The following is a 26,851-nucleotide window of genomic DNA, read 5'->3' on the forward strand; positions in this document are numbered from 1 at the left end:
CCGTGGCGTTATTCGCCGCAACTTCGAGAAACAGCCACAGGCCGCGTCAACACAGGAGGATGCGATGAGTAACGTTACATTTTCTTCGCCCGTCATGGCGCGGGACATCACCGTCTATGCGATAGCCGGCGACCGCGGCACCATTCTGGCTGTTGCCAAGGCTCACAAGATTCCCATTCCGTTCGACTGCCAGGACGGCGAATGCGGCTCCTGCCTTGTCGAGGTCAAGCATCTGGCCTCCGGAAACCGCAAGCACGGCATCGCACTGACCGAAAAAGAAAAGGAAATGCTGCGCCAGCTTGGCAAGATCACGAAGGAGGAAATCGTCGCGGCCGAGGTCAACGACATGCCGCCGCGTTATCGACTCGCATGCCAGTGCTTCGTACGAAACGAAGACATCATCGTGTCTTTCGAAGGTGACAAGACGCTGCCGGCGCAGGCGCCCTATCTCACGCCCGCCGCCAAGATCTACAAGGGCGGCGTGCAAATTGCTTCGCTGGAAGAATTCCACGGCTTTGCCGTCAAGGTCGAGGAGGACGCCGCGCTGCATTTCGATAAACTGTCGAAGTCGATGGAAGCCTGCGGGAATCACGAGGTGGCGAAGCTGTTCGAGCAGCTGGCGGGCTTCTCACGGCTCCATCTCGCCGAAGCCCGAAAGCGCGCCGCGTCGACCGACATCGCAAAATTCATTCCGCCCGACTACGCATGGCCCGACCATGAGACGCCCGAGCGCACGGCCTTGTGGGCTGGCGATCCGTCGCTCTCCCGTCTGGATGCGCTGCGGGCGGCACTGGTCGGCGAGCGGCGCGGATATGAATTCTATTATTCGATCGCCGGCACCACCCGGGATCAGGACATTCGCGCGGCGGCCAAGGAATTTTTCCAGGAAGAAGCAGAGCATGTGCAGGTGCTCGAGGCCTGGATCACACGCGAGGAGTGGCTGCAGAAGAACCCGCTGCCGACAGGCGAGGCTTCCATCTCCTGAAACCGCGACATGTCATCGTAAAGGGGAGCCGGTCCATGAATTCCGTCGAGGAGTTTCTCGCCTACGCCATCAAACTGGAGGAAGAGGCGATGTTGCGCTTCGACCAGCTCGCTGACGCCATGCAGAGCTACGGCAACAAGGACGTTGGCTCGCTGTTCCGGCGATTGTCGGACTATTCGCGGATGCATCTGGGCGACGCCCGTGCACGGGCCGGGTTTCGCAACATTCCCGTGATGCTTCCCGACGCCTACAAGTGGCCGGATCTTGAAAGCCCGGAAACCGCCGCGATCTGGGCGGCCGATCCGTTTCTGGCCAAGAACGAAGCGCTCGAGGTCGCGCTCGCCAGCGAAACCGCCGGATACGAGTTTTACAAATCGGTTCACGACGGCACCGATGATCCCGAGATCCGGGTGCTGGCAGCAGAGTTCTTCGCCGAAGAGGCCGAGCACGTGGCCTGGATCAATCAATGGATCGAGGAGGAGCGCACCAACGGTGGCCCGACTGAGGCGACGCTGCGCGGGATCGTCATGTCGAACTAAGGGCTGCTTCCAGGCGAGATCGCGGACTCAAAATCGCGAAAACAACCCCATGCAAAGTAGAAAAATGCCGGGGAACTCAAGCCGGATCCAACCCTCGCTCGGAAAGCGGTTCAGGTACCAGGCTTCAGATCAAGCGCTGCCTTGAGGTCATCGAGCGTGACGTCCGGAATTGATCGATGAACTCTTGCAATTCTTGGGGTCTCACCCGCTCTCAAGATCGCGATGACGGTTTCCACATCGGGACATCCCGGCTCTCGACAGCTCAACTCGCTGACCGAGACGGTCACGTCATCCGACAGGCCCAAAAGCCTCCGCGCTTGCAGCTTCAATTGCTGGACTGCCTGAAAATAACCGGCCTTTTGGATCCGGCCCAAAGGTTGAGCGATCTTTGGCATGCGTTTGGCGTCCGAATGGATCTGAGATGGCTGGCGGCACGACGTGGCAACGGATCAACTCCGGTGATCCGATGCCTGCCGGTTCCTGCAATCAGTGACTTGGAGCCTGACACTGCTCAAAGCCTGCCTTCAAGACATCGTGCGGCAAGTCGCGCCCAATAAAGACCAGACGGCTCGTTCTCGGCTCGTCGGACCTCCATGGTCGTTGATGGTCTCCTTCGAGCAACATGTGGACGCCCTGGATCACGAAGCGATCGGGATCGTCCTGGAATTGGATGATTCCCTTCAACCGCAAAATATCGGTTCCGAACTGGCGAACGATCTCCTGCATCCAGGGAAAGAACTTCTCGGGAATGAGCGGCGTATTCGTCGTCAATGAAAGGCTGTTGACGTGGCTATCGTGCTCATGGTCGTGAGCTTCCGTCAGAAAGCCGGGCTCGAACTCAAGGACCCTGTTGAGATCGAACGCGTTCCGATCCAGGACTTTTTCGAGATCGAGCGCGCAGCGCTCGGTGCGATGGATCGTTGCATAGGGATTGATTGAGCGAATCCGTGCTTCGACGCGCTTGAGGTCCGCCTCCGATGCCAGATCGGTCTTGTTGAGCAGGACGACGTCGGCGAATGCGATCTGCTCCTGCGCTTCGTGGGCCTGGTCGATCTCTCCGAGCAGGTGCTTTGCGTCGATGACCGTGACGATGGCATCCAGCTTCGTGTTGCGGCGGACATCATCATCAACGAGAAAGGTTTGCGCCACGGGGGCCGGATCGGCAAGCCCGGTGGTCTCCACGATGATTCCGTCGAACTTGCCGCGACGCTTCATGAGCCCTTCCAGAATCCTGATGAGGTCGCCTCTCACGGTGCAGCAAATGCACCCGTTGTTCATCTCGAAGATTTCTTCGTCCGCATTGACGATCAGATCGTTGTCGATGCCAACCTCGCCGAATTCATTGACGATGACCGCGTAGCGCTTGCCGTGTGTTTCCGTCAGGATCCGGTTCAGCAACGTGGTCTTTCCCGCACCGAGATATCCGGTGAGGACGGTAACGGGCGTTTGAGCGATGACGCTGGTCATACTTTGTCCTTTTCAGCGCTTGTGGTTCGTTGGGTTCTGAATGGCAGGGGTTGATTGGAATTGCGCGGTGGCATGGTCGTGCAACGTGAGCAGGAGCCCTGCGACAAGCGCCGCGCCGAGAAGGCTGAGGCCTGCGATAGTCAGCACCAATTGCGCCTTTGCGCGCAGGGAAATGCCGGTTATCGCCGCGAACAGATTCCTGACGACCGCTTCGTCAAGTCCGTGAGCGATGACGACCATTCGTGTGCGACGATCGTCCGAGGGCCAGGCCTGAAGCCGGTACTGGTGGATCGCATGCTGAACGCCGTGCACGACGAGCGGCCGCTCCGGATCGTCCTCAAGTCCGACAAGGCCCTTGAGACGGAGCAATTGCGGACCGCCCACGACCTTCAGAAGGTCAATGAAGGTGGCGAGATTTCGCTCCGATACCGGCCGGCTTTCGAGCAACGCCAGGCTCTGGATGCCGGTCGCCGCATGGCGGCTTTTGCCTGAAGCATTGTTGTGCGTCTGCCCTTGTTGGGCCAGCGCCTGCTCCAGGGCCAACCACCCCTCAACATCGGCCCCTTGCTCGGAGGGAACGTAGCGGCGCGGCGCAAAGAGCGATCCGAGATCGAAGTTGGTCCCGTGACGATCCACGATCGCTGCGGCCGCGTTGATCTGTTGGATCTTCGGCAGCAGGCCGGAGAGATCGGCCGCCGCGGCGGCTCCTGCGGCAATATCCGTCTTGGTCAGCACCACAATATCCGCAAACGCCACCTGCTTCATGCATTCGAAGTGCCGCTCCATGGTCTCTTCGATGGTGCTCACGTCGATGGCGCAGACGACGCCGGACAGTCGAAAGCATCTTGCCACGACATGATCCCGAAATCCGACAGCGGGAAGCCCGCCTGGCGTGATCTGGTTGATGATGGGGGCCGGATCGGCAAGGCCCGTCGTCTCGACAATCACACGCTTGAACGGCGGGACCGCGCGATCCTCCAGAGCGTCGTAAAGTTCGTACAGGGAGGATCTGATGTCGCTGCCAGCTGTGCAGCAGAGGCATCCCGTGGTGGTCACCATCAGTTCGCGCTTGTTCACGCGAACCAGGTCGTGATCGATGGAGATGTCGCCAAACTCGTTGATGATGACCGCGGTGTCCGCGAAATCCTCGCTCGCCAGAAGCTCGTTGAGCAGCGTGGATTTCCCCGCGCCCAGGAAGCCCGTGAGGATCGTCACAGGAATAGGCTGGTCTATCTTCATCGTTCGCCCAAATCGCGCTGATACGTAATGTTATAACGTAACGTTTTCGCGCGCAATGGCCTTGGGAGCTCCATCACGATGGTTTGTGGTCGCCGCCTTGCTCGGGCAGGTGGCCAATCCAGTACGGTCAACGAAATGCGAGTCTTAGCCGCCGCCAGGCGATCACGATTCCGGTGATGCTGAACGCAACCCCGAACCCGCAAAGAAGAACAATGACCGCCGTTCGTAAGCTTGGGCGCGCCATCAAGGCGGGAAGATCGAACGTGTGCAGCGCGCGGTACAGCCAGCGATAGGTTCGACGCTGCGCGTCAAGCTTTTCCAGATTGGCGCCGTTCGCCCCGTCGATCTGGTACCACACGTCCCCGCAGATGGAGCGATATACGGGCGCGGACGCAATTTCGGATGCAGTGAGGTATTTGTCATCTCGCGCGACAACCTCGGTGCTTGAGCAGCCGCCGACGGCGCGGGAGATGACGGCGTTGACCTGATCGGCTTGCAAGAACGACGAAAAAGGAGCGGCAGGTCCTGGAACGACGACCGAAAGCTGCTGCGCATCAACGCCCGTTCGACGACGTTGAAAGATGCGACCGCCGAAAGCGAACCACTCGATCTCGCGGGCGGCCGGCGAAACGGCTTCGGATGCCCTCGACGTCAATTCGCCCCATGCCGGCATGCCGGCGATCCGGTCTGCCTCGGACCTCGTGAGCGCACCGGTGGAGAAGAGGCGGCCATGGTCCATCGATAGCCAGCCGCTGACAATCCAGGTTGTGACGAATGCTGCGCACGCCAATCCAAACCAGTGATGCCAGGCATGCCATTTTCGAAAAGGAGACACGATTCGGCCCCGCATGCGCCTGAAGCGAAGCAGGCCTACGATCAGACCGGACAATGCCACGATGACAGCGGCGAGGGACAACCACCAGACCGCAACGTGCCAGGCCATCCAGTTCTTGCGCAGCGCGGTTGGGTAAATCCAATGCGCGACGCTTCCAACGTAGTTCCATGCGCGCTCACGGTACGTCGTGTCTCTCGCGACCTCGCCGGTGCGTGAAGAGACATACAGCTCCGTACCGGCATGATCGTTCAGAGCGATGCGATAGAGAGGTCGATGCCGGTCGAGGCCGTTCGGGACCGTCCATTGATCATGATCCGCCAGATCCACAAGGGAAACCGCGGCAGGATTCAGGCCGCGCAAGCGCGCATGCTCGGTCGCGATGGCGAGTGCCACCTGGTCGGTGCCAATATCGGCCGCGCGCAAATCGTCAGCATGCAGCGCCTTTGTCCCGGACGCAGCCGACACCAGGTACACGGGACCGTCGCTGCGCTGCCACAGACGTACCCGCGTGACGCCCTTGAGCATGCTCGCCGCGACAGCTTCGGCCGGACTGTGCCTCACCTTGGAAACGTCGATGATCGGCAATCCTTCGAAGCGCTCGGCTTCGGTAAGTGCCGGAAACGGCACAAAGTGCATCACGATGCCGGATGCAAACCACATCGCGAACAAGAGGCAGACCGGAATACTCAGCCAGCGATGGACCAGAATCAGGGCACGCAACAGGCGCGGACCTCTTCTCAAAACTTGAATGAAGCCTCCAGCTCGTAGGTCCGCGGCGCGCCGAGGAAAACCTGATCTGGATAGAAGGGGTCGCCCCATGCCGCATATTTGGTATCAGTGAGGTTACGCACCCGGAAGGCGACGCGCGTGTTGTTGAAGGTCGGGAACGTCGGTGACTTGGGGATGTCGATGAACGCAAAAGCGTCCACCGTTGTGTAGGCGCGCATGGTGACCGTGTTGGCATCGGTGGTGTAGCGATCGCCGACATGGCGGACCGATACACCCAGTTCGACCGGGAGCCAGCCGGGGTTGAGAAAACGATACGAGCCTCCGCCGTTCACGACGACCGCGGGTATGTTCGGCGGCGTATTGCCGGAGAACGAGCCACCGGCGAAATCATAGTCGGCATAGCGCGTGTGAAGGTAGGTGACGTTGCCCCAGAGCTTGACCTCCGGTATCGGGCGCACCGCTGCTGCGAATTCAACGCCCTGCGACTTTACCTTGCCGGCGAGGTTGAGGAGTTGCCCGGCTTGTGCCGTGTACACGTTGCTGCGTTCGATATCGAAGGCCGAGAAAGTCCATTCGGCCTTACCGTTCCACAACAGGTTCTTGATGCCGGTCTCGTAGCTACGGGCGGGCGATAACGAAAGCGGCTGCGTCGGGCTCAGCAAGAAAATCATGCCGGCCGACACGTCGCTGGCGGTTGCATACTGGCTGTAGAATGTCATTCCCGGAATGGCTTCCCAAGTGTAGCCGATACGACCGGTGACTGGCTGAAAGTTTACGGTGTACGGGAACCCGACCTTGCTCACACCCGCGACGTTTGTCGAAGTTCTTTCGAGCGAAAAAGGGTTGAAGCGGAGACCGCCGATCAGCGCGAAGGTCGGCGTAATCTTCAGGCGGTCCTCGAGATTGAAAGCCACGCTATCGATGGTCGCGGTCTGTCGTTGCGTCGTCAGCTGGCCGTAGTATCCACGGGAGGGATCAACCAGCGGGACCTGATCGCCCGGAAAGTTCGCCGCGCCTGGTCGCGTAAAATCCAGGTGATAGAACTCGAGCGCCGTCACCAGACGGTTTTCCATTCCCAGTATATTGGAATTCCACGTGATATCCGTATTACTGCCGACCAGGTTCTGATTGTGGTGGACGAAGAACCGTTCACGGTCGACCAGATTGCTGGCGGCGTTGAAGGCGCTGACCTCGTTGTTGTACCAGTCCCGGCTGGCATTGTAGTTGTAGACCTGACTTATCAACGTGACGTCGTTGGTCAGATTCCACTCGAACCCGCCACGCGCCCATGACTCCTTGATGGTCTTGTGGTTGTCGAGCACGTTGTAGTTCGTTTTCAGGGTACGGCCGTCGATGGTGACGGCGCCTAGATTGGTGCCGTTGTAATCAGACACTTTTGTTCCGGATACGATGCCCGTGGTCGCAAAAGGGCCGCTGAAAGCGATCGGGACCAGCGGCGTGCCTTCGTAGACTCGCGCGTTGTAGTCCTTGTATTCGGTCGCGACGAAAACCTTGAACGCCTCCGTCAGGCGATAGTCCAGTTGCCCGGAGAAGTGCAGGTTCCTCGTGTAGGTGTCGTCGATGAAGCCGTTCTGCTTGGCCCCGCTGATGTCGAACCGATAGTCGAGTCCCCGGATGTTGGTGCTGCCTCCGGAGCCGTATCCAGTTCGGATGCTGCCGAGCGAATCGAAGCCGACGAATGCTTCATTCGTGATCGGACCGGCATGGGGCGCCTTGGTGACGTAGTTGACGGCGCCGCCAACCGCACCCTGTCCCGACATCAGCGAGGACGGACCCTTGAGGAACTCAACCCGATCGAGATTGAACGTCTCCATGGTCAGCGCGGTGAAGGCCGTGGGGCCGGTATTGATGCCGTTATAGGTCACGTTGACCTGGCTGCCCTGGAAGCCGCGCATGGCGAACGACACGTCGTTCGGCGCGTCTCCGGCCGTGACGCCTGTGGCGCCTTTCACCGTATCGATCGTCGTGTGGTAGCCTTGCTCCCGGATCGTGTCCGCACCGACCACTTCGACGGCCGCGGGAGTCTCCCGCGGGGTCAGCCCCAGGCGGCTCGCGCCGGGCGTCACCACATTGGTGTTGAGCGGCGTCGCCGGCATTTGCTGTTGCCCTTGCGACTGCGGGGACGCTTCGGCCGTGGTCGAGGGGCGCGGATTTCTGTTGGTCCGGGCGTTGCGGCCTCTTTGCGAATTCGACGGCCTCGTTTGTCCCACCATCGATTGCCGCTGCGGTGCGTCAACGGTTACCGGGGGCAACGAATTTGCTGACAGGGATGATGACGAAGGCGACTGAGCCTGCGCGTCGACCAAACCAAAACCAAGAACATCTGTCGCTATCAGCAGAGCTGACAGAGAAACCGAACCCAATTGAAGACGCACGCTGAGCCCCATCTGCAAACCACCTCGCGCCCCGCAAGGTTTGTATAGAGATGTAATGTTATAACATTACACTCGTCAAGCCGAGGGACTGCTGGTGGACCGTCGCTGTGACCTGTCCCGGACACGCGCTCGTGGTGATTGGCCGGCGCGGAGAGGGCGTACAAGGAAGCCATGGTGGTGAGGCGGTAACGAACCAGTTTTGCGCGAGCGCTGGGCGGGGTAGCCATCTGGTCTGATTTTTGCTCTTGGCAAGCCGGACAAGACTCGTTAAAGAACCGCCTCCGGGCGTGCTGGCGGTTGCTGGCACGTCCGTGCTCGCATTCCGAAAACCCGATACGGTAGGAGATCATTCCTTTCAGGACATCCGCATGGATTGCTCGAAAGGAAGGAAGACCCATCGGTTCGGTGGATTGCGGCAGGGGCCCCGGCTTGCCGGACGGCCTCGATCCTGTCCGAGACTGCAGGCGCTCGCGAAGAAACGCAAGTTTCCTCAACAGCTTAATCTTACAGCCTGCATAGACGGGTGAAGACCGGATTTCGCTTCAACGCCGCTTTGTCGCGGCGCCATGGCTGATTTGGTTCGAACCTCGACACCCCGCGCCATCTGGTTCGGGAGGGCAGGCTATCAATATCGTCTTGCCCGACGTGTCCTTGGGACTGGTGTCCAGAGGTCAGGTTTTGGGCGGGGCGATGGGTGTAACCCGGCGGTCCCGCTGCTAAAGCGAAGGCCGCCAACCGGAGAGAGCTTGCTGTGGAAAGAGCGGCAAAAAAGGACGCGGTTGAAGCGCTGAACGGGGTCTTCAAGACCACCAGCGTCGCAGTCGTCGCCCACTATTCCGGCCTCACCGTGGCCCAGATGCAGAAGCTGCGCATGCAGATGAAGCAGGCGGGCGCGTCGGTGAAGGTCTCGAAGAACCGTCTCGCCAAAATTGCTCTTGAAGGCACGGATGTCGTTGCCATCGGTTCCCTGTTGAAGGGGCCGACCGTGATCGCCACGTCGGACGATCCGGTAGCGGCGCCGAAGGTTGCCATCGAATTCGCCAAGGCGAACGAGAAGTTCGTCATTCTCGGCGGCTCGATGGGTAAAACCGTCCTGGATGTGAACGGCGTGAAGGCTCTTGCCTCGCTGCCGTCGCTGGACGAGCTGCGCGGCAAGATTGTCGGCCTCCTGGTGGCGCCGGCGACCAAGATCGCTCAGCTCTCGACTGCGCCCGCGGCCAAGCTCGCGCGCGTCGTCCAGGCCTATGCCTCAAAGAGCGAAGCGGCCTGACCCTTCGCAACATCAACCTGGTTCGAACCAATACGTTTAAGGAAACTGATCAATGGCTGACCTACAGAAAATCGTCGACGACCTCTCGAGCCTGACCGTGCTCGAAGCGGCCGAACTCGCCAAGCTCCTGGAAGAAAAGTGGGGCGTTTCCGCCGCTGCCGCCGTTGCGGTCGCCGGTCCCGCCGCCGCCGCCGCGGCTCCGGCCGAAGAGAAGACCGAGTTCACGGTCGTTCTGGCCGCCGCCGGCGACAAGAAGATCGAAGTCATCAAGGAAGTCCGCGCCATCACCGGCCTGGGCCTCAAGGAAGCCAAGGACCTCGTCGAAGGCGCGCCCAAGCCTGTCAAGGAAGGCGTGAACAAGGAAGAGGCCGACAAGCTCAAGGCTCAGCTCGAAAAGGCTGGCGCCAAGATCGAATTGAAGTAAGCGTACTACACAGAAAAGTGTGGGGATTCGCGGGGTTAGCCCCTCGAATCTCCACGTTTCCGCCCCATATCGGGACGGCAGCAGGAAAACGCGGTAGGCGAATGGGAACGGCAGGGTTCCCGGCGTAAGCCGTTGGGAGACAGCAGATTTCGGGCTTTTTCAGTCCGTGAAGCAGTGAGTTGAGACGGGCGGGTGCAGTCAAGCGCCCCGCGCGTCGTTTTGCGTTTTGAAGGCCTGGAGCTCGGGTTTGGGACTTAATTCCTGAAACCAAGCTTTGTTCCTTTCGAGCGATTCGAAATTCAACCCGGGGGCGGCGGCAGCCGCGCTTCGGAAGGTTCGCCCACAAGGGCGACGAAAATGAGAGGCCACGATGGCGCAGCAGACATTCACCGGTCGCAAACGCGTTCGAAAGTTTTTCGGACACATCAAGGAAGTCGCCGAGATGCCGAACCTCATCGAGGTTCAGAAGGCGTCGTACGACCAGTTCCTGATGGTTGAGGAGCCGCAGGGCGGCCGGCTGGACGAAGGACTGCAGGCGGTGTTCCGCTCGGTGTTCCCGATCTCGGATTTCTCGGGCACCTCGATGCTGGAATTCGTCCGCTACGAATTCGAGCCGCCGAAATACGACGTCGACGAGTGCCGCCAGCGCGGCATGACCTATGCTGCGCCGCTGAAGGTGACGCTGCGCCTGATCGTGTTCGATATCGATGAGGAAACCGGCGCCAAGTCGGTCAAGGACATCAAGGAGCAGGACGTCTACATGGGCGACATCCCGCTCATGACCATGAACGGCACCTTCGTCGTCAACGGCACCGAGCGCGTCATCGTCTCGCAGATGCACCGTTCGCCCGGCGTGTTCTTCGACCACGACAAGGGCAAGACCCATTCGTCCGGCAAGCTGTTGTTTGCCGCGCGCGTGATTCCGTATCGCGGTTCCTGGCTCGACATCGAGTTCGACGCCAAGGACATCGTGTTCGCGCGTATCGACCGCCGCCGCAAGATCCCCGTGACCTCGCTGATGTACGCGCTCGGTCTCGACGGCGAGACGATCCTGTCCACCTTCTACAAGAAGATCAGCTTCAAGCGCGCCAAGGAAGGCTGGCGCGTGCCGTTCGACGCCGCCCGTTTCCGCGGCTATTCGACCATCAACGACCTGATCGACGCCGATACCGGCAAGGTCGTGCTCGAGGCCGGCAAGAAGCTGACGGTGCGCGCCGCGCGCCAGCTGCAGGAAAAGGGCCTCAAGGCGCTGCGCCTCTCGGACGAGGAGCTGATCGGCAACTACCTTGCCGAGGATCTCGTCAATCCGAAGACCGGTGAAATCTACGCCGAAGCCGGCGAGGAGCTCACCGAGAAGTCGCTGAAGGCGCTCAACGAGCAGGGCTACAAGGAGCTGCCGCTGCTCGACATCGACCACGTCAATGTCGGCGCCTACATCCGCAACACGCTGCATGCCGACAAGAACATGACGCGTGAAGACGCGCTGTTCGACATCTACCGCGTGATGCGTCCGGGCGAGCCGCCGACCGTCGATTCGGCGCAGACCATGTTCCAGTCGCTGTTCTTCGACTCGGAGCGCTACGACCTGTCCGCGGTCGGCCGCGTCAAGATGAACATGCGCCTCGAACTCGATGCGCCCGATACCCACCGCACGCTGCGCAAGGAAGACATCCTGGCCGTCATCAAGACGCTGGTCGACCTGCGCGACGGCAAGGGCGAGATCGACGACATCGACCATCTCGGTAACCGCCGTGTCCGTTCGGTCGGCGAACTGATGGAGAACCAGTACCGCATCGGCCTGTTGCGCATGGAGCGCGCGATCAAGGAGCGCATGTCCTCGGTCGACATCGACACCGTGATGCCGCAGGACCTGATCAACGCGAAGCCTGCCGCGGCAGCGGTGCGTGAATTCTTCGGCTCCTCGCAGCTCTCGCAGTTCATGGACCAGACCAACCCGCTCAGCGAGATCACCCACAAGCGCCGTCTCTCGGCGCTTGGACCGGGCGGTCTGACCCGCGAGCGCGCCGGCTTCGAAGTCCGCGACGTGCATCCGACGCATTACGGCCGCATCTGCCCGATCGAAACGCCGGAAGGTCCGAACATCGGCCTGATCAACTCGCTGGCGACGTTCGCGCGCGTCAACAAGTACGGCTTCGTCGAGACGCCCTACCGCAAGGTCAAGGACGGCCGCGTCACCGAGGAGGTCGTGTATCTCTCGGCGATGGAGGAGGGCCGTTATCGCGTGGCGCAGGCCAACGTGCCGCTCGATGCCAAGGGCCGCTTCACTGAGGACCTGATCATCTGCCGCCACGCCGGCGAAGTGCTGCCGATCACGCCCGACAAGGTCGACTACATGGACGTGTCGCCGAAGCAGCTGGTTTCGGTCGCCGCGGCGCTGATCCCGTTCCTCGAGAACGACGACGCCAACCGCGCGCTGATGGGCTCGAACATGCAGCGCCAGGCGGTGCCGCTGGTTCGCGCCGAGGCGCCGTTCGTCGGCACCGGCATGGAAGGCGTGGTCGCCCGCGACTCGGGGGCTGCGATCGCCGCCCGGCGTTCGGGCGTGATCGACCAGATCGACGCCACCCGCGTCGTGATCCGCGCCACCGAAGATCTCGATCCGACCAAGTCCGGCGTCGATATCTACCGGCTGATGAAGTACCAGCGCTCCAACCAGTCGACCTGCATCAACCAGCGTCCGCTGGTGAAGGTCGGCGACGTCGTCCGCAAGGGCGACATCATCGCCGACGGTCCGTCGACCGATCTCGGCGAGCTCGCGCTCGGCCGCAACGTGCTGGTCGCGTTCATGCCGTGGAACGGCTACAACTTCGAAGACTCGATCCTGCTCTCGGAGCGGATCGTGAAGGACGACGTCTTCACCTCGATCCACATCGAGGAATTCGAGGTGATGGCCCGCGACACCAAGCTCGGCCCTGAGGAAATCACCCGCGACATTCCGAACGTCTCGGAAGAAGCGCTGAAGAACCTCGATGAAGCCGGCATCGTCTATATCGGCGCGGAAGTGCGCGCCGGCGACATCCTGGTCGGCAAGATCACGCCAAAGGGCGAAAGCCCGATGACGCCGGAAGAAAAGCTGCTGCGCGCTATCTTCGGCGAAAAGGCTTCCGACGTCCGCGATACTTCGCTCCGCGTGCCCCCGGGCGTGCAGGGCACCATCGTGGAAGTGCGCGTGTTCAACCGGCACGGCGTCGACAAGGACGAGCGTGCGCTGGCGATCGAGCGGGAAGAGATCGAACGTCTGGCCAAGGACCGCGACGACGAACAGGCGATTCTGGACCGCAACGTCTACGGCCGCCTCGCGGAGCTTCTGGAAAACCGCCAGGGCATCGCCGGTCCCAAGGGCTTCAAGAAGGACACCAAGATCACGCGCGCCGTGCTCGAGGAGTATCCGAAGTCGCAGTGGTGGATGTTCGCCTCGCCGAACGACAAGCTGATGAGCGAAATCGAGGCGATGCGGAAGCAGTACGACGAATCGAAGAAGGGCCTAGAACAGCGCTTCCTCGACAAGGTCGAAAAGCTGCAGCGTGGCGACGAACTGCCGCCCGGCGTGATGAAGATGGTCAAGGTCTTCGTCGCGGTGAAGCGCAAGATCCAGCCCGGCGACAAGATGGCCGGCCGTCACGGCAACAAGGGCGTGGTGTCCAAGATCGTTCCGATCGAGGACATGCCGTTCCTCGAGGACGGCACGCATGCCGACATCGTGCTCAATCCGCTCGGCGTGCCCTCGCGCATGAACGTCGGCCAGATTCTGGAGACGCATCTCGGTTGGGCCTGCGCGGGCCTCGGCAAGCGCATCGGCCAGACCATCGACGCCTATTATCAGAAGCAGGATCTCAAGCCGCTGCGCGAGACCCTGAAGAAGATCTATGGCGACGATGAAACCATCAAGACGCTGAACGACACCGAACTGATGGAGCTTGGCAAGAATCTAAGCCACGGCGTGCCGATCGCGACGCCGGTGTTCGACGGCGCCAAGGAAGCCGACATCGAGGAGATGCTGAAGCTCGCGGGCTTCGACGCCTCCGGCCAGTCGACCGTCTATGACGGCCGCACCGGCGATGCCTTCGACCGCAAGGTGACGGTGGGCTACATCTACATGCTGAAGCTGCACCATCTGGTCGACGACAAGATCCATGCGCGTTCGATCGGTCCGTACTCGCTCGTCACCCAGCAGCCGCTGGGCGGCAAGGCGCAGTTCGGCGGTCAGCGTTTCGGCGAAATGGAGGTGTGGGCGCTGGAAGCCTACGGTGCAGCCTACACGCTGCAGGAAATGCTGACCGTGAAGTCGGACGACGTCGCCGGCCGTACCAAGGTGTACGAGGCGATCGTGCGCGGCGACGACACGTTCGAGGCGGGTATCCCGGAATCGTTCAACGTGCTGGTCAAGGAAATGCGCTCGCTCGGCCTCAACGTCGACCTGCACAATTCCAAGGTGGGTCCGGCGCCGACGTCCGAGGCGGCTGAGTAACGCTTGAGATTGCATGTCCGGCCGAAGCGCGAAGCGAACCTTCGCGCGGATCGGCCGGGCATTCGCGCTCCGCTCGGACGTTGAGCGGGGCGCGCGCTAAAAAGAGTTTCGAAATTGCTGCCGGTGACGATCGGCACGCGAGGAGAAGACGATGAACCAAGAAATTATGAATCTCTTCAATCCGACGACCCCGGCCCAGGTCTTCGACCAGATCCGGATCTCGATTGCGTCTCCGGAGAAGATTCTGTCGTGGTCCTACGGTGAGATCAAGAAGCCGGAGACCATCAACTACCGCACCTTCAAGCCGGAGCGCGACGGCCTGTTCTGCGCCCGCATCTTCGGGCCGATCAAGGACTACGAGTGCCTGTGCGGCAAGTACAAGCGGATGAAGTACAAGGGCATCATCTGCGAAAAGTGCTCGGTCGAGGTGACGCTGTCGCGCGTCCGTCGCGAGCGCATGGGCCATATCGAACTGGCCGCGCCCGTTGCCCATATCTGGTTTTTGAAGTCGCTGCCGTCGCGCATCGGCCTGCTGCTCGACATGACGCTGAAGGATCTCGAGCGGATCCTGTACTTTGAATATTACGTCGTGCTGGAGCCCGGCCTGACCGCGCTCAAGGACCGTCAGCTGCTGTCGGAAGACGAGTACCTGAAGGCGCAGGACGAATACGGCCAGGATTCGTTCACCGCCATGATCGGCGCCGAGGCGATCCGCGAGCTGCTCAAGGGGCTGGAGCTTGAAAAGCTCGAGCAGACCCTGCGCGCGGAAATGCAGGAGACCGAGTCTGACATCAAGCACAAGAAGCTCGCCAAGCGGCTGAAGATCGTCGAGGCCTTCCGCTATTCCGGCAACAAGCCGGAGTGGATGATCCTGACCGTGGTGCCGGTGATTCCGCCGGACCTGCGTCCGCTGGTGCCGCTCGACGGCGGCCGTTTCGCGACGTCCGACCTCAACGACCTCTACCGCCGCGTCATCAACCGCAACAACCGCCTGAAGCGGCTGATGGAGCTGCGCGCGCCCGACATCATCATCCGCAACGAAAAGCGCATGCTGCAGGAGGCCGTCGACGCGCTGTTCGACAACGGCCGCCGTGGTCGCGTCATCACCGGCGCCAACAAGCGTCCGTTGAAGTCGCTGGCCGACATGCTCAAGGGCAAGCAGGGCCGCTTCCGGCAGAACCTGCTCGGCAAGCGCGTCGACTATTCGGGCCGCTCGGTGATCGTGGTCGGTCCCGAACTGCGCCTGCATCAGTGCGGCCTGCCGAAGAAGATGGCGCTCGAACTGTTCAAGCCGTTCATCTACTCGCGGCTCGACGCCAAGGGCCTGTCCACCACCGTGAAGCAGGCGAAGAAGCTGGTCGAGAAGGAGCGTCCCGAGGTCTGGGATATCCTCGACGAGGTGATCCGCGAGCATCCGGTGCTGCTCAACCGCGCGCCGACGCTGCATCGCCTCGGCATCCAGGCGTTCGAGCCGGTCCTGATCGAGGGCAAGGCGATCCAGCTCCATCCGCTGGTTTGCGCCGCGTTCAACGCCGACTTCGACGGCGACCAGATGGCCGTGCACGTTCCGCTGTCGCTGGAAGCGCAGCTCGAAGCGCGCGTGCTGATGATGTCGACCAACAACATCCTACATCCCGCGAACGGCCAGCCGATCATCGTGCCGTCGCAGGACATCGTGCTCGGCCTCTATTACGTGTCGATCATGCGCGAAGGCCTGCCCGGCGAGGGCAAGATCTTCGGCGACATGGCCGAGCTCGAGCATGCGCTGCACTCGAAGGTCATCCACCTCCACACCAAGATCAAGTACCGGTGGGAGGGCATCGACGAGGAAGGCAACATCACCAAGCGCTGGATCGAGACCACCGCGGGCCGCGTCATGCTCGGCACGCTGCTGCCGAAGAACCAGCGGATTTCGTACGACATCATCAACAAGCTGATGACGAAGCGCGAAATCTCCGGCGTGATCGACCAGGTCTACCGTCACTGCGGTCAGAAGGAGACTGTGATCTTCTGCGACCGCATCATGGCGCTCGGCTTCTACAACGCGTTCAAGGCCGGCATCTCGTTCGGCAAGGACGACATGGTGGTCCCGCACTCGAAGTGGAAGATCGTCGAGACCACCCGTACGCTGGCGAAGGATTTCGAGCAGCAGTACAATGACGGCCTGATCACCCATGGCGAGAAGTACAACAAGGTGGTCGACGCCTGGTCGAAGGCCAGCGAAGAGATCGCGAAAGCGATGATGAAGGAGATTTCCGTCACCAAGAAGAATGCCCAGGGTGCGGATGCCGACATCAACTCGATCTACATGATGGCGCATTCGGGCGCGCGCGGTTCGCCGGCCCAGATGCGTCAGCTCGCCGGCATGCGCGGCCTGATGGCCAAGCCGTCGGGCGAGATCATCGAAACGCCGATCATTTCCAACTTCAAGGAAGGTCTGTCGGTGCTCGAATACTTCAACTCGACCCACGGCGCCCGCAAGGGTCTCGCGGACACCGCGTTGAAGACCGCGAACTCCGGTTACCTGACCCGCCGTCTGGTCGACGTGGCGCAGGACTGCATCATCACGCAGGACGATTGCGGCACCAAGCTCGGCATCAAGATGCGCGCCATCGTCGATGCCGGCACGGTCGTCGCATCGCTGGCGTCGCGTATCCTCGGCCGCACCACGGGCGAGGACCTGCGCGATCCCGCGACCAACAAGGTCGTGGTCAAGCGCGGCACGCTGATGGAAGAGGCGCATGTCGACGCCATCCAGCAGGCCGGCATCCAGGAGGTGAAGATCCGCTCGGCGCTGACCTGCGAACTGGTCAACGGCATCTGCGGCAAGTGCTACGGCCGCGATCTGGCCCGCGGCACGCCGGTCAACCACGGCGAGGCGGTCGGCGTCATCGCCGCCCAGTCGATCGGTGAACCCGGCACGCAGCTGACGATGCGTACGTTCCACATCGGCGGCGCGGCGCAGATCAACGAGCAGTCGTTCGTCGAGTCGAATTTCGACGGCAAGGTGACGATCAGGAACAAGGCCATCGCCCGCAACAGCGAAGGCTTCCTGGTCGCGATGGTCCGCAACATGGTCGTTGCGATCGTCGATGCCGACGGAACCGAGCGTGCGACCCACCGCATTCAGTACGGCGCGCGCATGCACGTCGACGAGGGCGATGCGGTCAAGCGTGGCCAACGCATCGCGGAATGGGATCCGTACAGCCGTCCGGTGCTCACCGAAGTCGAAGGCACCATCGGGTTCGAGGACCTGGTCGAAGGCCAGTCGATCTCGGAAACGCTGGACGAATCCACCGGTATCGCCAAGCGCGTCGTCATCGACTGGCGCGCGTCGCGGGGCGGAGCGGATCTGCGCCCGGCGATCGTCGTCAAGGGCAAGGACGGCAAGGTGCTGAAGCTGGCACGTGGCGGCGATGCCCGCTACATGCTGTCGGTCGACGGCATTCTGTCGGTCGACGTCGGCGCCAAGGTCAAGGCCGGCGACATCCTGGCGCGTATCTCGACCGAGAGCGCCAAGACCCGCGACATCACCGGCGGTCTGCCGCGGGTGGCCGAGCTGTTCGAGGCCCGTAAGCCAAAGGACGCGGCGATCATCGCGGAAATCGCGGGCACCATCCGCTTCGGCCGCGACTACAAGAACAAGCGCCGCATCTCGATCGAGCCGATGGACAAGACCGAAGAGACCAGGGAGTACCTGATCCCCAAGGGCAAGCACATCCATCTGCAGGACGGCGACATCGTCGAAAAGGGCGATTTCATCGTCGAAGGCAATCCGGCGCCGCACGACATCCTGGCGATCAAGGGCATCGAGGAACTCGCTGCCTATCTGGTCAACGAAATCCAGGAAGTCTACCGGCTGCAGGGCGTGCTCATCAACGACAAGCACATCGAGGTGATTGTCCGTCAGATGCTGCAGAAGGTCGAAGTCACCGACCAGGGCGACACCGACATGATCTCGGGCGAGCAGGTCGACAAGATCGAGTTCGACGCGCTCAACGTGAAGGCCAAGGAAGAGGGCAAGAAGCCCGCCACGGGAACGCCGGTTCTGCTCGGCATCACCAAGGCGAGCCTGCAGACCCGCTCGTTCTTCTCGGCGGCCTCGTTCCAGGAGACGACCCGCGTGCTCACCGAAGCCGCTGTCAACGGCAAGGTGGACCCGCTGGAAGGCCTCAAGGAGAACGTCATTGTCGGCCGGCTGATCCCGGCAGGCACCGGCGCATCGATGGCCAAGATCCGCGAAGTCGCGGTCAAGCGCGACAAGATGATCCTCGACGAGCGCGAGAAGCAGTCGGCGGCGATCGTGCCGACTGCGCCGGAAGCGGAGCCGCTGGCGCTGCCACCGGCGGAGTAAGGGTTCAGTTTCCGAATCGAAAGAAAAAGCCGGCTGCGAAGCCGGCTTTTGCTTTTTCGGTGGCTGTCCCGCGCTTCACCCATCAGGGTGGACGTGCTACCGAGTTGAGGCGTGCTGCTGACCATGCTGACGGTGCTTTCGATTCCCCATGAACGCATCATTTGATCCCGAGCGCCTGATCGATCGCATCTATGAGGCGGGACTGATTCCCTCGCTCTGGCCGGCGCTGCTGGGCGAGCTCGGCGCAGCGGTCGGCGGCAACGGCGGCTTTCTGTTCGGCGTTCGGGACGGCTACACCAGCGCGGTCAATTCGGCCGAGTACGACGAACTGATGCCGGTTTTCCTGCAGGACAGATGGAGCGAACGCGATCCGACTTTGCCGCGCGCCATCGCGCTCAATCACGCGGGCTTCGTCACCGACCACGACTTGCTCTCGGAGCAGGAGATCGCGACCGACGAAGTCTATTGCAACTTTTTCCGCAGGCACGGCATCGGCTACCGGGCCGGAACGCTGATCCCGATGCCGATCGGCGACTCGATCGCCGTCGTCCTGCCGCGGCATCAGGATCGCGGCCCGGTACCGCGGGAGATCGTCCATCTGCTCGATGGACTGCGGCCGCATCTGGCGCGGGCTTCGCTGGCGGCGAACCGCCTGGGCTTCGAGCGGGCATTGGCCCAGGTCGATGCGTTGCAGGCGCTGGGCCTGCCGGGTGCGATGCTGCGCGGCTCCGGGCGGGTGCTCGCGGCCAATGGCCTGTTCGATGCGCTGATGCCGTCGCTGTTTCAGGATCGCGCCCAGCGCGTGACCATGATGGACGGTGGGGCGGACGCGTTGCTGGCCGAAGCGCTCGGCTCGCTGTCGCTGGCAAACAGCCGGACCGTGAAATCCATTCCGGTTGCCGCCAGCGCGGGTCACGTGCCGATGGTTCTGCATGTCATTCCCGTGCGCGGTTCGGCTCGCGACATTTTCACCCAGGCTTCGGCGCTATTGGTGGTAACGCCGGTCGACCGCGCCGCGGTGCCGGCCGCGGAGGTCCTGCAGGGCCTGTTCGACCTGACGCCGGCGGAGGCGCGGGTGGCGCGGGGCATCGGCCAGGCCGAAACTGTCGACACGCTTGCGGAAGCGACCGGCGTCAACCGGGAGACGGTGCGCAGCCAGCTCAAGGCTGTGCTCTCCAAGACCGGCCTTTCCCGCCAGCAGGAACTGGTCAGCCTGCTGGCTGGCAAGGCGTTCCCCGGCTGAGCGACCGCGCCCAAGGGTTGCGGCGACTGACTCGTTTAAACCTTACGGTGGCCGCATAAGGCTTCCGCAAGAATACGGTGCGAAGACAGCGGGTCGGCGCAAGGCGGCCATTTTGCTGCTTTCTTTCATTGCTGCGTTGCGAGGGCCTGCTTTGTTCATCTTTCCTTCAGAGTGAAAAGCGCTTTTGCTAATGTGGTTTAGACCGGCTGCTTCCCGAAGGCAGGGGGGCCGGGGGGCGACGGAAAAGACATGTTGGACCTTGCAATCGTAGGCGGCGGCCCTGGCGGGCTGATGAGCGCCTGGTATTTGAAGAAAAAACTCGGCGATCTCTGCCGCGTCACCATCTACGAGGCATCCGACCGCGTCGGCGGCAAGATCCTCTCTCGCAAATTCGATTCGGCGCCGGCGCTGTATGAGGCGGGCGTCGCCGAGATCTACGATTATTCGATGACGGGTCCGGATCCGCTTCGGGAACTGATCCAGCATTTCGGCCTGCAAACGATCCCGATGGATGCCGAGCAGGTGCATCTCGACGGTGAACTGCTCGGTGACGTGCCGGGCATGCGCCGCAAGTACGGTGAGAAGACCGCAGCCGCGATCGAGGCGTTCCGCAAGCGCTGTTCCGACCTGGTGTCGCCGATCGAATATTACGAAGGCGTCGGCGCGCACGACAACGAGCATCCTTGGGCCTACATGACCTGCGAGCAAGTGCTCGACCAGGAAGTTTCAGATCCAACGGCGAAGCGCTTCCTCAAGGTGATGGCGCGCTCCGATATCGCGACCGAGGCCCACAACACCAACGGGCTGAATGCGCTGAAGAACTTCGTGATGGATATCGACGGCTATATCGGCCTGTATTCGATCCAGAACGGCAACGAGCAATTGATCGAGTGCCTGCGTTCGGAAGTCGATGCCGATATACAGCTCAATCATCGCGTGCTCAAGGTCGGCAAGACCGACCAGGGCCGCTATCAGCTCAACATGATGAACGGGAAGGGGCCCGAGGTCAGGGATTTCGACCTCGTATTGATGTGCCTGCCGCATTCCTGGCTCGCCACCATGCGCTGGGACGGCGAGGAACTGCGCAAGTCCATGGTCAAGCACGTCGCCTATTTCGACCGGCCGGCGCATTATCTGCGGGTTTCGATCCTGTTCGACGAACCGTTCTGGGGTGACAAGATTCCCGGCGCCTGGTTCATGTCGGAAGCGTTCGGCGGCTGCTGCGTCTACAACGAGGGCGCCCGTCACGACGTCGGCAAGCACGGCGTGCTCAACTGGCTGATCGCAGGCTCCGATGCGCTGGCGTTTGCCAATCTCAGCGACCAGGAACTGATCGACGCCGCGCTGAAATCGCTGCCGGCTGCGTTCGGCAACGCCCGCGACCATTTCATGGAAGGCAAGATCCACCGCTGGCTGTCGTCGGTCAACGCACTGCCCGGCGGCCTGCCGGTGCGCGACGTCATGACCAACCATCGGCCGGAGCCGAAGGAGCATCCCGGGATCGTGGTGGTCGGCGACTATCTGTTCGATTCGACGCTGAACGGTCTGCTCGACTCCTCCGACGCCGCCACGGATATCATCCTCACCGAGATGATCCGGTTGCGCCGCGCCCAGGCGCAAGCGGGCCAGGCGTCGTCCGACAAGATCGACCGCAGCTATTTCGAGAACTACCGTGGCCTTGGCCCCTACAGCGAGGTCTGGAGTCAATTCACCGATCCGGCCTATCTGATGAACCTGATCAAGATCGTCTGGAACCGGGCGAGGGGCTACAAGATGCTGGTGGCCGGTTCCGCCAGCGGCGAACTGGTCGGCGCGCTGCGCGAGCGCGGCATCGACGCCTGGGGCATCGAAAACAACAAGGCGATTCACGCCAAAGCGCCGAAGACGCTGAAGAAGTACAACAAGCTCGGCTCCATCGTCGACATGCCGTTCAAGGACGACGAATTCGATTTCGTGTTCGAGACCAGCCTGTGTCACGTCGCCGAAAAGCAGGTGCCGCGCGCGGTGCGCGAACTCAACCGCGTCGTGAAGACCGGGCTGGTGTTCGGCTCGGTCACCTCGGACATGGCGCCGGCGCTGATCGACCGTTACGACCTGCTGCGGGGCGTGAAGAAGCTCGGCACCTGGTGGGAATGGTCCGAACTGTTCTTCGGCAACGGTTTTGATCTGTCGATGCACCGCCGTGATTGCACCGACGCGGTGTGGGCGGCGACGCTGGCCGCCAACAAGGGGCCGGGACAGTGGTATGCCGACGCCGACAGCCTGCGCTATTCGTTCTTTGACAAGGTCGAAACGGACGATTGAGGTCCGACCTGTTGTATTCAAGGCGCGCACGGCCCTGAACAATCAGGGCCAGCCGCCCAAACGTTTGCCGAATTGATCCCGATCGCCTAAAATCCGCGGCGGCAGCCCCACTGCCGCCTCGATTGCGGTCATGCCGGCCGTGCAAGCATCGGTTGGTTTCATGGCGCCCAAGCCTCCCCCGGATGAGCCAAATTCCGCGCCGGCGGACGACCCCGAGCTTGCGAAGAAACTCGCAGCCGGCACCGCGGCTGCGCCACCGGCGGGCGGCAAGCCGGTCGCGGCAGTTCCCGATAAGGACGACACCGACGACGACGAGGACGAACTGGAACTTGACGACGATGATGATGACGAGGACCTCGTCGTCTTCACCGCCAAGGAAGCCGCCGGTGCGATGGCCACGATCTACGGCTTCGTGCGGCCGCATCTCGGCAATTACCGCAAGCTGATCGCCTTCGTGACCTTCGGCGTCCTGGTCGAGACGCTGTTCAACGTCATCATGCCGCTGAGCCTGAAATTCCTGATCGACGACGCGCTCGGCGAGGAGGATTTTCAGGCACTCTACAAGATCCTCGGCGTGCTCGCGGTCGCGGGCATCATCACCTCGATCATCGCGGTCTGGTACGAGCGCTGGGATGCGCGGCTGGCGGCGAGCATCATTGCCGACGTGCGCGGCCGGCTGTTCGAGCACGTCCAGAACCTGCCGGCCTCGTATTTTGCCCGCACCAAGCGCGGCGAAATCCTCTCGCGCTTCTCCATCGACCTGGCGGCGTTCGAAGGATCGATCAAGACCTTCGCCAACAGCGCCGCCTTGCCTTTCCTGGAATTGATCGCCGGCATCATCCTGATGCTGTTCCTGAACTGGCAGCTCGCGGCCGTCGCCTTGCTGGTATTTCCGATCACGCTGATCGGCCCGCGGATCCTGACGCCGAAGGCGGTCCAGGCGAACTACGAGCAGAAGCTCAACGAATCGGCGCTGCTCGGCACGGTGCAGGAAAACGTGGCGGCGCAGGCGGTGGTCAAGGCGTTCAGCCTGCAGCGCCGCACGCTGGGCTGGTTCACCATGCGCAACCAGGAAGTGCGCATCAAGACCGCGTCCGCCGTATTCCTCTCGACCATGGTGGAGCGCACGGTCACCATTTCGGTGCTGCTGCTGCACCTCGTGGTGCTGGCGATCGGCGCCTATCTTGCTACCAAGGGCCAGATCACGATCGGCACCTTCGTCACCTTCGAGAGCGCGTTCTGGGAGGTGTCCTACAACATCGCCCATCTGATGCATTTCATCCCGGTGTCGATCCAGTCGGCGGCGGCGGTGCGGCACATGCAGGAACTGCTCGACGAGCCGACGCGCGGCGCCGATCGCCCGGGCGCGCCCGAGATGCCGCCGATCGCCAACGACATCGCCTTCGAGCGCGTGACCTTCGCCTATGAAGGCAGCTCGACGCCGGTGCTCGACAATTTCAGCCTCAAGATCGGCGTGGGAAAGCGGATCGCGATCGTCGGTCCCAGCGGCTCGGGCAAGAGCACGCTGCTCAATCTGATCCTGCGGCTTTACGTGCCGGACGAGGGGCGGGTGGCCATCGACGGCGTCGATATCCGCCGCGTGACGCGCGAGTCCCTGCGCCGGGGCATGGCGGTCGTGTTCCAGGAGAACATGCTGTTCAACATGTCGATCCGGGAGAACATCCGGCTCGGCAAGGAGGGTGCCAGCGACGAGGAAGTCGTGGCGGCCGCGCGCAAGGCGGAGATTCACAGCTACATCATGAGCCTGCCGCAGAAATACGACACGCCGGTCGGCGAGCGCGGCGACACGCTGTCGGGCGGCCAGCGCCAGCGCATCGCGATCGCCCGCGCCATCATCCGCAATCCCTCGCTGCTGCTGCTCGACGAGGCGACCTCGGCCCTCGACCAGACCACGGAGGCTGCGATCAACCGGACGCTGCTCAACGTTGCGGAAGGACGCACCATGATCTGGTCGACCCACCGCCTGACCTCGGTGGTGGAGATGGACGAGATCATCGTGATTTCAGGCGGCAAGGCGATCGAGCGCGGCACGCATGCGCAATTGCTTGCGGCGAACGGCGTCTATCGCAAGCTCTGGGACGACCAGGGCCATACGCCGCACAATGCCGCCAGTCAGGCCGACGACCACAATGAAGATGACGACGATGACGAGGATGACGACGAGGAGTGATCCAGAACGCCTCGATCCGCGGAATCTCGGACGGAATTTGCAATGAAGGTTGTGGGGCGGCTTGAGAGCGTTTGGCGTTACCCGGTCAAGAGCATGCCGGGCGAATCGCTGCCCGAGGCCTATGTCAGCTTTGCCGGCGTGCTCGGCGACCGGCTCTACGCCGTCCATCATGCCGGCGCGCCCAAGGCCTTTCCGTTCCTCACCGCGCGAAGCCGGAAGGAAATGCTGTTATTTCGGCCGAAATTCAGTCGCCCCGAACTGACGCTTGCCCCTGGCAATCTGGCCGATGCGGAAACCCGTGGCTCAGGCCTGACACCGCTGTTTCCGTCCAGCGACGATCTGGCGCTGGAGATCGAGACGCCGGACGGAAAAACGCTGTCCGCATCCGACCCGGCGCTGCCCGCCCTGATCGGCGGTGATCAGCTCGACGCGTCCGACCTGACCATCATCCGTTCGGACCGGGCCATGACCGACTGCCGCCCGCTATCGTTGCTCGCCGTCCAGACGATCGACGGAATCGGCAGCGCCGTCGGCCTGACGCTCGACAAGCGCCGCTTTCGCGAAAACCTCTATGTCGATCTCGATGGCGGTGAGAGCTTTGCGGAAGACGCCTTCGTCGGCCGGCGGCTGCGGATCGGGCCGAAACTGACGGTCCATGTTCTGGAACGTGACATCCGGTGTCGCATGATCAGCATCGACCCGGAGACGCTCGAGGAAAATCCCGAGATCTTGCGGCATGTCGCGAAGAATCATGACAACACGGCCGGCGTCTACGCTGCCGTGCTGGTCGAGGGGCTGGTTCGCCCGGGTGACGAGATCGTTCTGCTGGATTAGGTGCCGCCGGTCAGGCCGACGGCGACAATGAAGACGGCGAGGCGTGAGCCCGGCGGCTCGTACCAGCGCCGATCTCGTTTCGCATCCGCCGCAGGGCGCCTTCGCCGAACCGCGCCAGGAAGCGCGCCCAGCGCTGGGCGCGCCAGTACAGCCCGGTCTCGACCGTGACCTTGCGGAAGCTGACGGCCTTGGCCATCGACCAGGCGTCGCAGGCCTGCTTGACCGGATCGTCGTAGAACGAGGCGATCTTTTCCGTGTCCATGCCCTCGGTCCCGAGCCAGGCCGGGATATGGACGTTGCAGAGCTGGGCGACGTCGGTGAATACCTTGTCGGTGCCGGTGCCGGTAACCGGGCAGGTGGCCGCAAAGGCATCGCCGACCAGGACGATTCCAGCCTGGCGATAGCCCGTCGAGACATAGATATCGGCGGGCCGGATCTTGACGTCGCCGGCAACGGCATAGTCGCCGGTGATCCGGCGCAGTCTCGGCAGCGCGGCGTTCATGGTCTCGACCGGATTCTTCCGCATCGCGCGCAGCCAGGGGTCGTCGACCTCGCGGTAGACGAACAAATTGGCCCGCATCCGGTTTCCGATCGGGAACAGCGTCACATAGGCAACCCGTTCACTGGCCCGTTCCGAAAAAGGTCAGCGCCGGAAATTCGAAGGCCGGGCGGCCGACCGGCACCATATCGAACCCGATCGAGATGGAATGGCCGGCGCTCAGGATCTGGCGCTCGATGCCGAGATTGCGGCGCAGCCCGACGCTCAGGCCATTGGCCAGCACCACCAGCCGCGCCGAAATGGTTTCTCCGTTCGACAGCGTGAGCTTCTGCCGGTCCGCGCTGGTCGCGACATCGGCCACCTTGGCGTAAACGATTTCGGCGGGGGCTGCGATTTCGGCGCGCACCGCGCCGATCAGCGCGTCGTACATGATGCCGTATTGGCGGCTCGGCTTCTTGTCGAGCAGGTAGCCGAATCGCGCGATCCAGTTTTCGCCGTCATGGGTGGCCGAGCGCAGCACCGATTCGGCGATTCCGGTCCGGTGGAAGCGCTCGACCTGCTCGTCGCCGCTGATTTTTTCGACGCGGAAGTCGAACGGATAGGTCTGATGCGGGTCGATCACGACCGCTGGAATCTTCGCGCGCCCGAGCATGGCGGCCACCGTGGAGCCGGCGAGGCCGCCGCCGATGATCGCGATATCGGTGTGCTTCATGGGGAATCTCAGCCGGGGTGCGACATTTTGCACCCCGAATGGCAAAGAAAGGCTTAGCTGGAGGGGGCGTATCGGTGCGGATTCCGCCAGAATAGTGTTTCTGGTTGTATTATCCGGGTAAAAATAACCGATGGGGTGGCGCGAAGCTGCGAGTGTCATTATCTCAGCTACGCGCCGCGAATTCACTTCAGCGCTTTCCGGATTCTCGCCAAGCTCTGAATCCACTAGCGCCAAAGGCATTTCCAGCGATGTCGTTTCGCTTGACTTAGCTATCCACCGCTTATAGAAGACGCCCACTTAACGACAGGCGGTGAGCGACGCCAACGTCGGAACGGAACACC

At 62.2% G+C, this 26,851-nt stretch carries 15 protein-coding genes and 1 pseudogene; 10 read left to right on the forward strand and 6 right to left on the reverse strand.

Annotation, left to right across the window (positions count from 1 at the left end):
- Positions 1-64: 64 nt before the first annotated feature.
- Both QUH67_RS13870 and QUH67_RS13875 read left to right on the forward strand, forming a co-directional pair.
- On the forward strand, positions 65-985 hold the full coding sequence (locus tag QUH67_RS13870; protein WP_300947248.1) for a 2Fe-2S iron-sulfur cluster-binding protein: 921 nt from the start codon (positions 65-67) through the stop codon (positions 983-985).
- 35 nt (positions 986-1,020) lie between these two features.
- Entirely contained in the window at positions 1,021-1,524 is a 504-nt protein-coding gene (locus tag QUH67_RS13875) for a ferritin-like domain-containing protein (protein WP_300947250.1), read from the forward strand.
- A gap of 110 nt (positions 1,525-1,634) precedes the next feature.
- Here QUH67_RS13875 and QUH67_RS13880 read toward each other — a convergent pair whose 3' ends face one another.
- The 5 genes from QUH67_RS13880 to QUH67_RS13900 form a co-directional block, all read right to left on the reverse strand.
- Positions 1,635-1,919: a DUF433 domain-containing protein gene (locus QUH67_RS13880; protein ID WP_300947251.1), complete on the reverse strand. Its 285-nt coding sequence runs from the start codon at positions 1,917-1,919 to the stop codon at positions 1,635-1,637.
- 91 nt (positions 1,920-2,010) lie between these two features.
- On the reverse strand, positions 2,011-2,991 hold the full coding sequence (locus QUH67_RS13885; protein WP_300947253.1) for a CobW family GTP-binding protein: 981 nt from the start codon (positions 2,989-2,991) through the stop codon (positions 2,011-2,013).
- 12 nt (positions 2,992-3,003) lie between these two features.
- On the reverse strand, positions 3,004-4,230 hold the full coding sequence (locus QUH67_RS13890) for a CobW family GTP-binding protein (RefSeq protein WP_300947254.1): 1,227 nt from the start codon (positions 4,228-4,230) through the stop codon (positions 3,004-3,006).
- Between the two features lie 127 nt (positions 4,231-4,357).
- Complete coding sequence (locus tag QUH67_RS13895; RefSeq protein ID WP_320416141.1) at positions 4,358-5,785, reverse strand: PepSY domain-containing protein; 1,428 nt, start codon at positions 5,783-5,785, stop codon at positions 4,358-4,360.
- Between the two features lie 17 nt (positions 5,786-5,802).
- Positions 5,803-8,202 carry a TonB-dependent receptor gene (locus tag QUH67_RS13900; RefSeq protein WP_300947255.1) on the reverse strand — a complete coding sequence of 800 codons (2,400 nt, stop codon included), beginning with the start codon at positions 8,200-8,202 and terminating at the stop codon, positions 5,803-5,805.
- Positions 8,203-8,941: 739 nt separating this feature from the next.
- Between QUH67_RS13900 and rplJ the strand changes: the two genes are divergently transcribed.
- From rplJ to QUH67_RS13940, 8 genes are all read left to right on the forward strand, one after another.
- Positions 8,942-9,460, forward strand: a complete 519-nt coding sequence (gene rplJ, locus QUH67_RS13905) for a 50S ribosomal protein L10 (protein WP_300947256.1) — start codon at positions 8,942-8,944, stop codon at positions 9,458-9,460.
- Positions 9,461-9,512: 52 nt separating this feature from the next.
- On the forward strand, positions 9,513-9,884 hold the full coding sequence (gene rplL / locus QUH67_RS13910; protein ID WP_300947257.1) for a 50S ribosomal protein L7/L12: 372 nt from the start codon (positions 9,513-9,515) through the stop codon (positions 9,882-9,884).
- A gap of 370 nt (positions 9,885-10,254) precedes the next feature.
- Positions 10,255-14,373: a DNA-directed RNA polymerase subunit beta gene (gene rpoB / locus QUH67_RS13915; RefSeq protein WP_300947259.1), complete on the forward strand. Its 4,119-nt coding sequence runs from the start codon at positions 10,255-10,257 to the stop codon at positions 14,371-14,373.
- Between the two features lie 151 nt (positions 14,374-14,524).
- Entirely contained in the window at positions 14,525-18,727 is a 4,203-nt protein-coding gene (gene rpoC, locus QUH67_RS13920) for a DNA-directed RNA polymerase subunit beta' (RefSeq protein WP_300947260.1), read from the forward strand.
- 148 nt (positions 18,728-18,875) lie between these two features.
- On the forward strand, positions 18,876-19,970 hold the full coding sequence (locus QUH67_RS13925; RefSeq protein ID WP_300947262.1) for a helix-turn-helix transcriptional regulator: 1,095 nt from the start codon (positions 18,876-18,878) through the stop codon (positions 19,968-19,970).
- Positions 19,971-20,219: 249 nt separating this feature from the next.
- The gene (locus tag QUH67_RS13930; protein ID WP_300947263.1) at positions 20,220-22,274 is read left to right on the forward strand and encodes an FAD-dependent oxidoreductase; all 2,055 of its coding nucleotides are present in this window, start codon (positions 20,220-20,222) and stop codon (positions 22,272-22,274) included.
- Between the two features lie 160 nt (positions 22,275-22,434).
- Positions 22,435-24,465, forward strand: a complete 2,031-nt coding sequence (locus QUH67_RS13935) for an ABC transporter ATP-binding protein (protein ID WP_300947264.1) — start codon at positions 22,435-22,437, stop codon at positions 24,463-24,465.
- A 42-nt stretch (positions 24,466-24,507) separates the two neighbouring features.
- Positions 24,508-25,299 (forward strand): MOSC domain-containing protein, encoded by a 792-nt coding sequence (locus QUH67_RS13940; RefSeq protein ID WP_300947265.1) that lies wholly within the window; start codon positions 24,508-24,510, stop codon positions 25,297-25,299.
- Positions 25,300-25,309: 10 nt separating this feature from the next.
- Here QUH67_RS13940 and QUH67_RS13945 read toward each other — a convergent pair.
- Positions 25,310-26,510 (reverse strand): annotated as a pseudogene (locus QUH67_RS13945) (FAD-dependent oxidoreductase).
- Positions 26,511-26,851 lie beyond the last annotated feature (341 nt).

Source organism: Bradyrhizobium roseum (genome assembly GCF_030413175.1).
Taxonomy (GTDB): Bacteria; Pseudomonadota; Alphaproteobacteria; order Rhizobiales; family Xanthobacteraceae; genus Bradyrhizobium; species Bradyrhizobium roseum.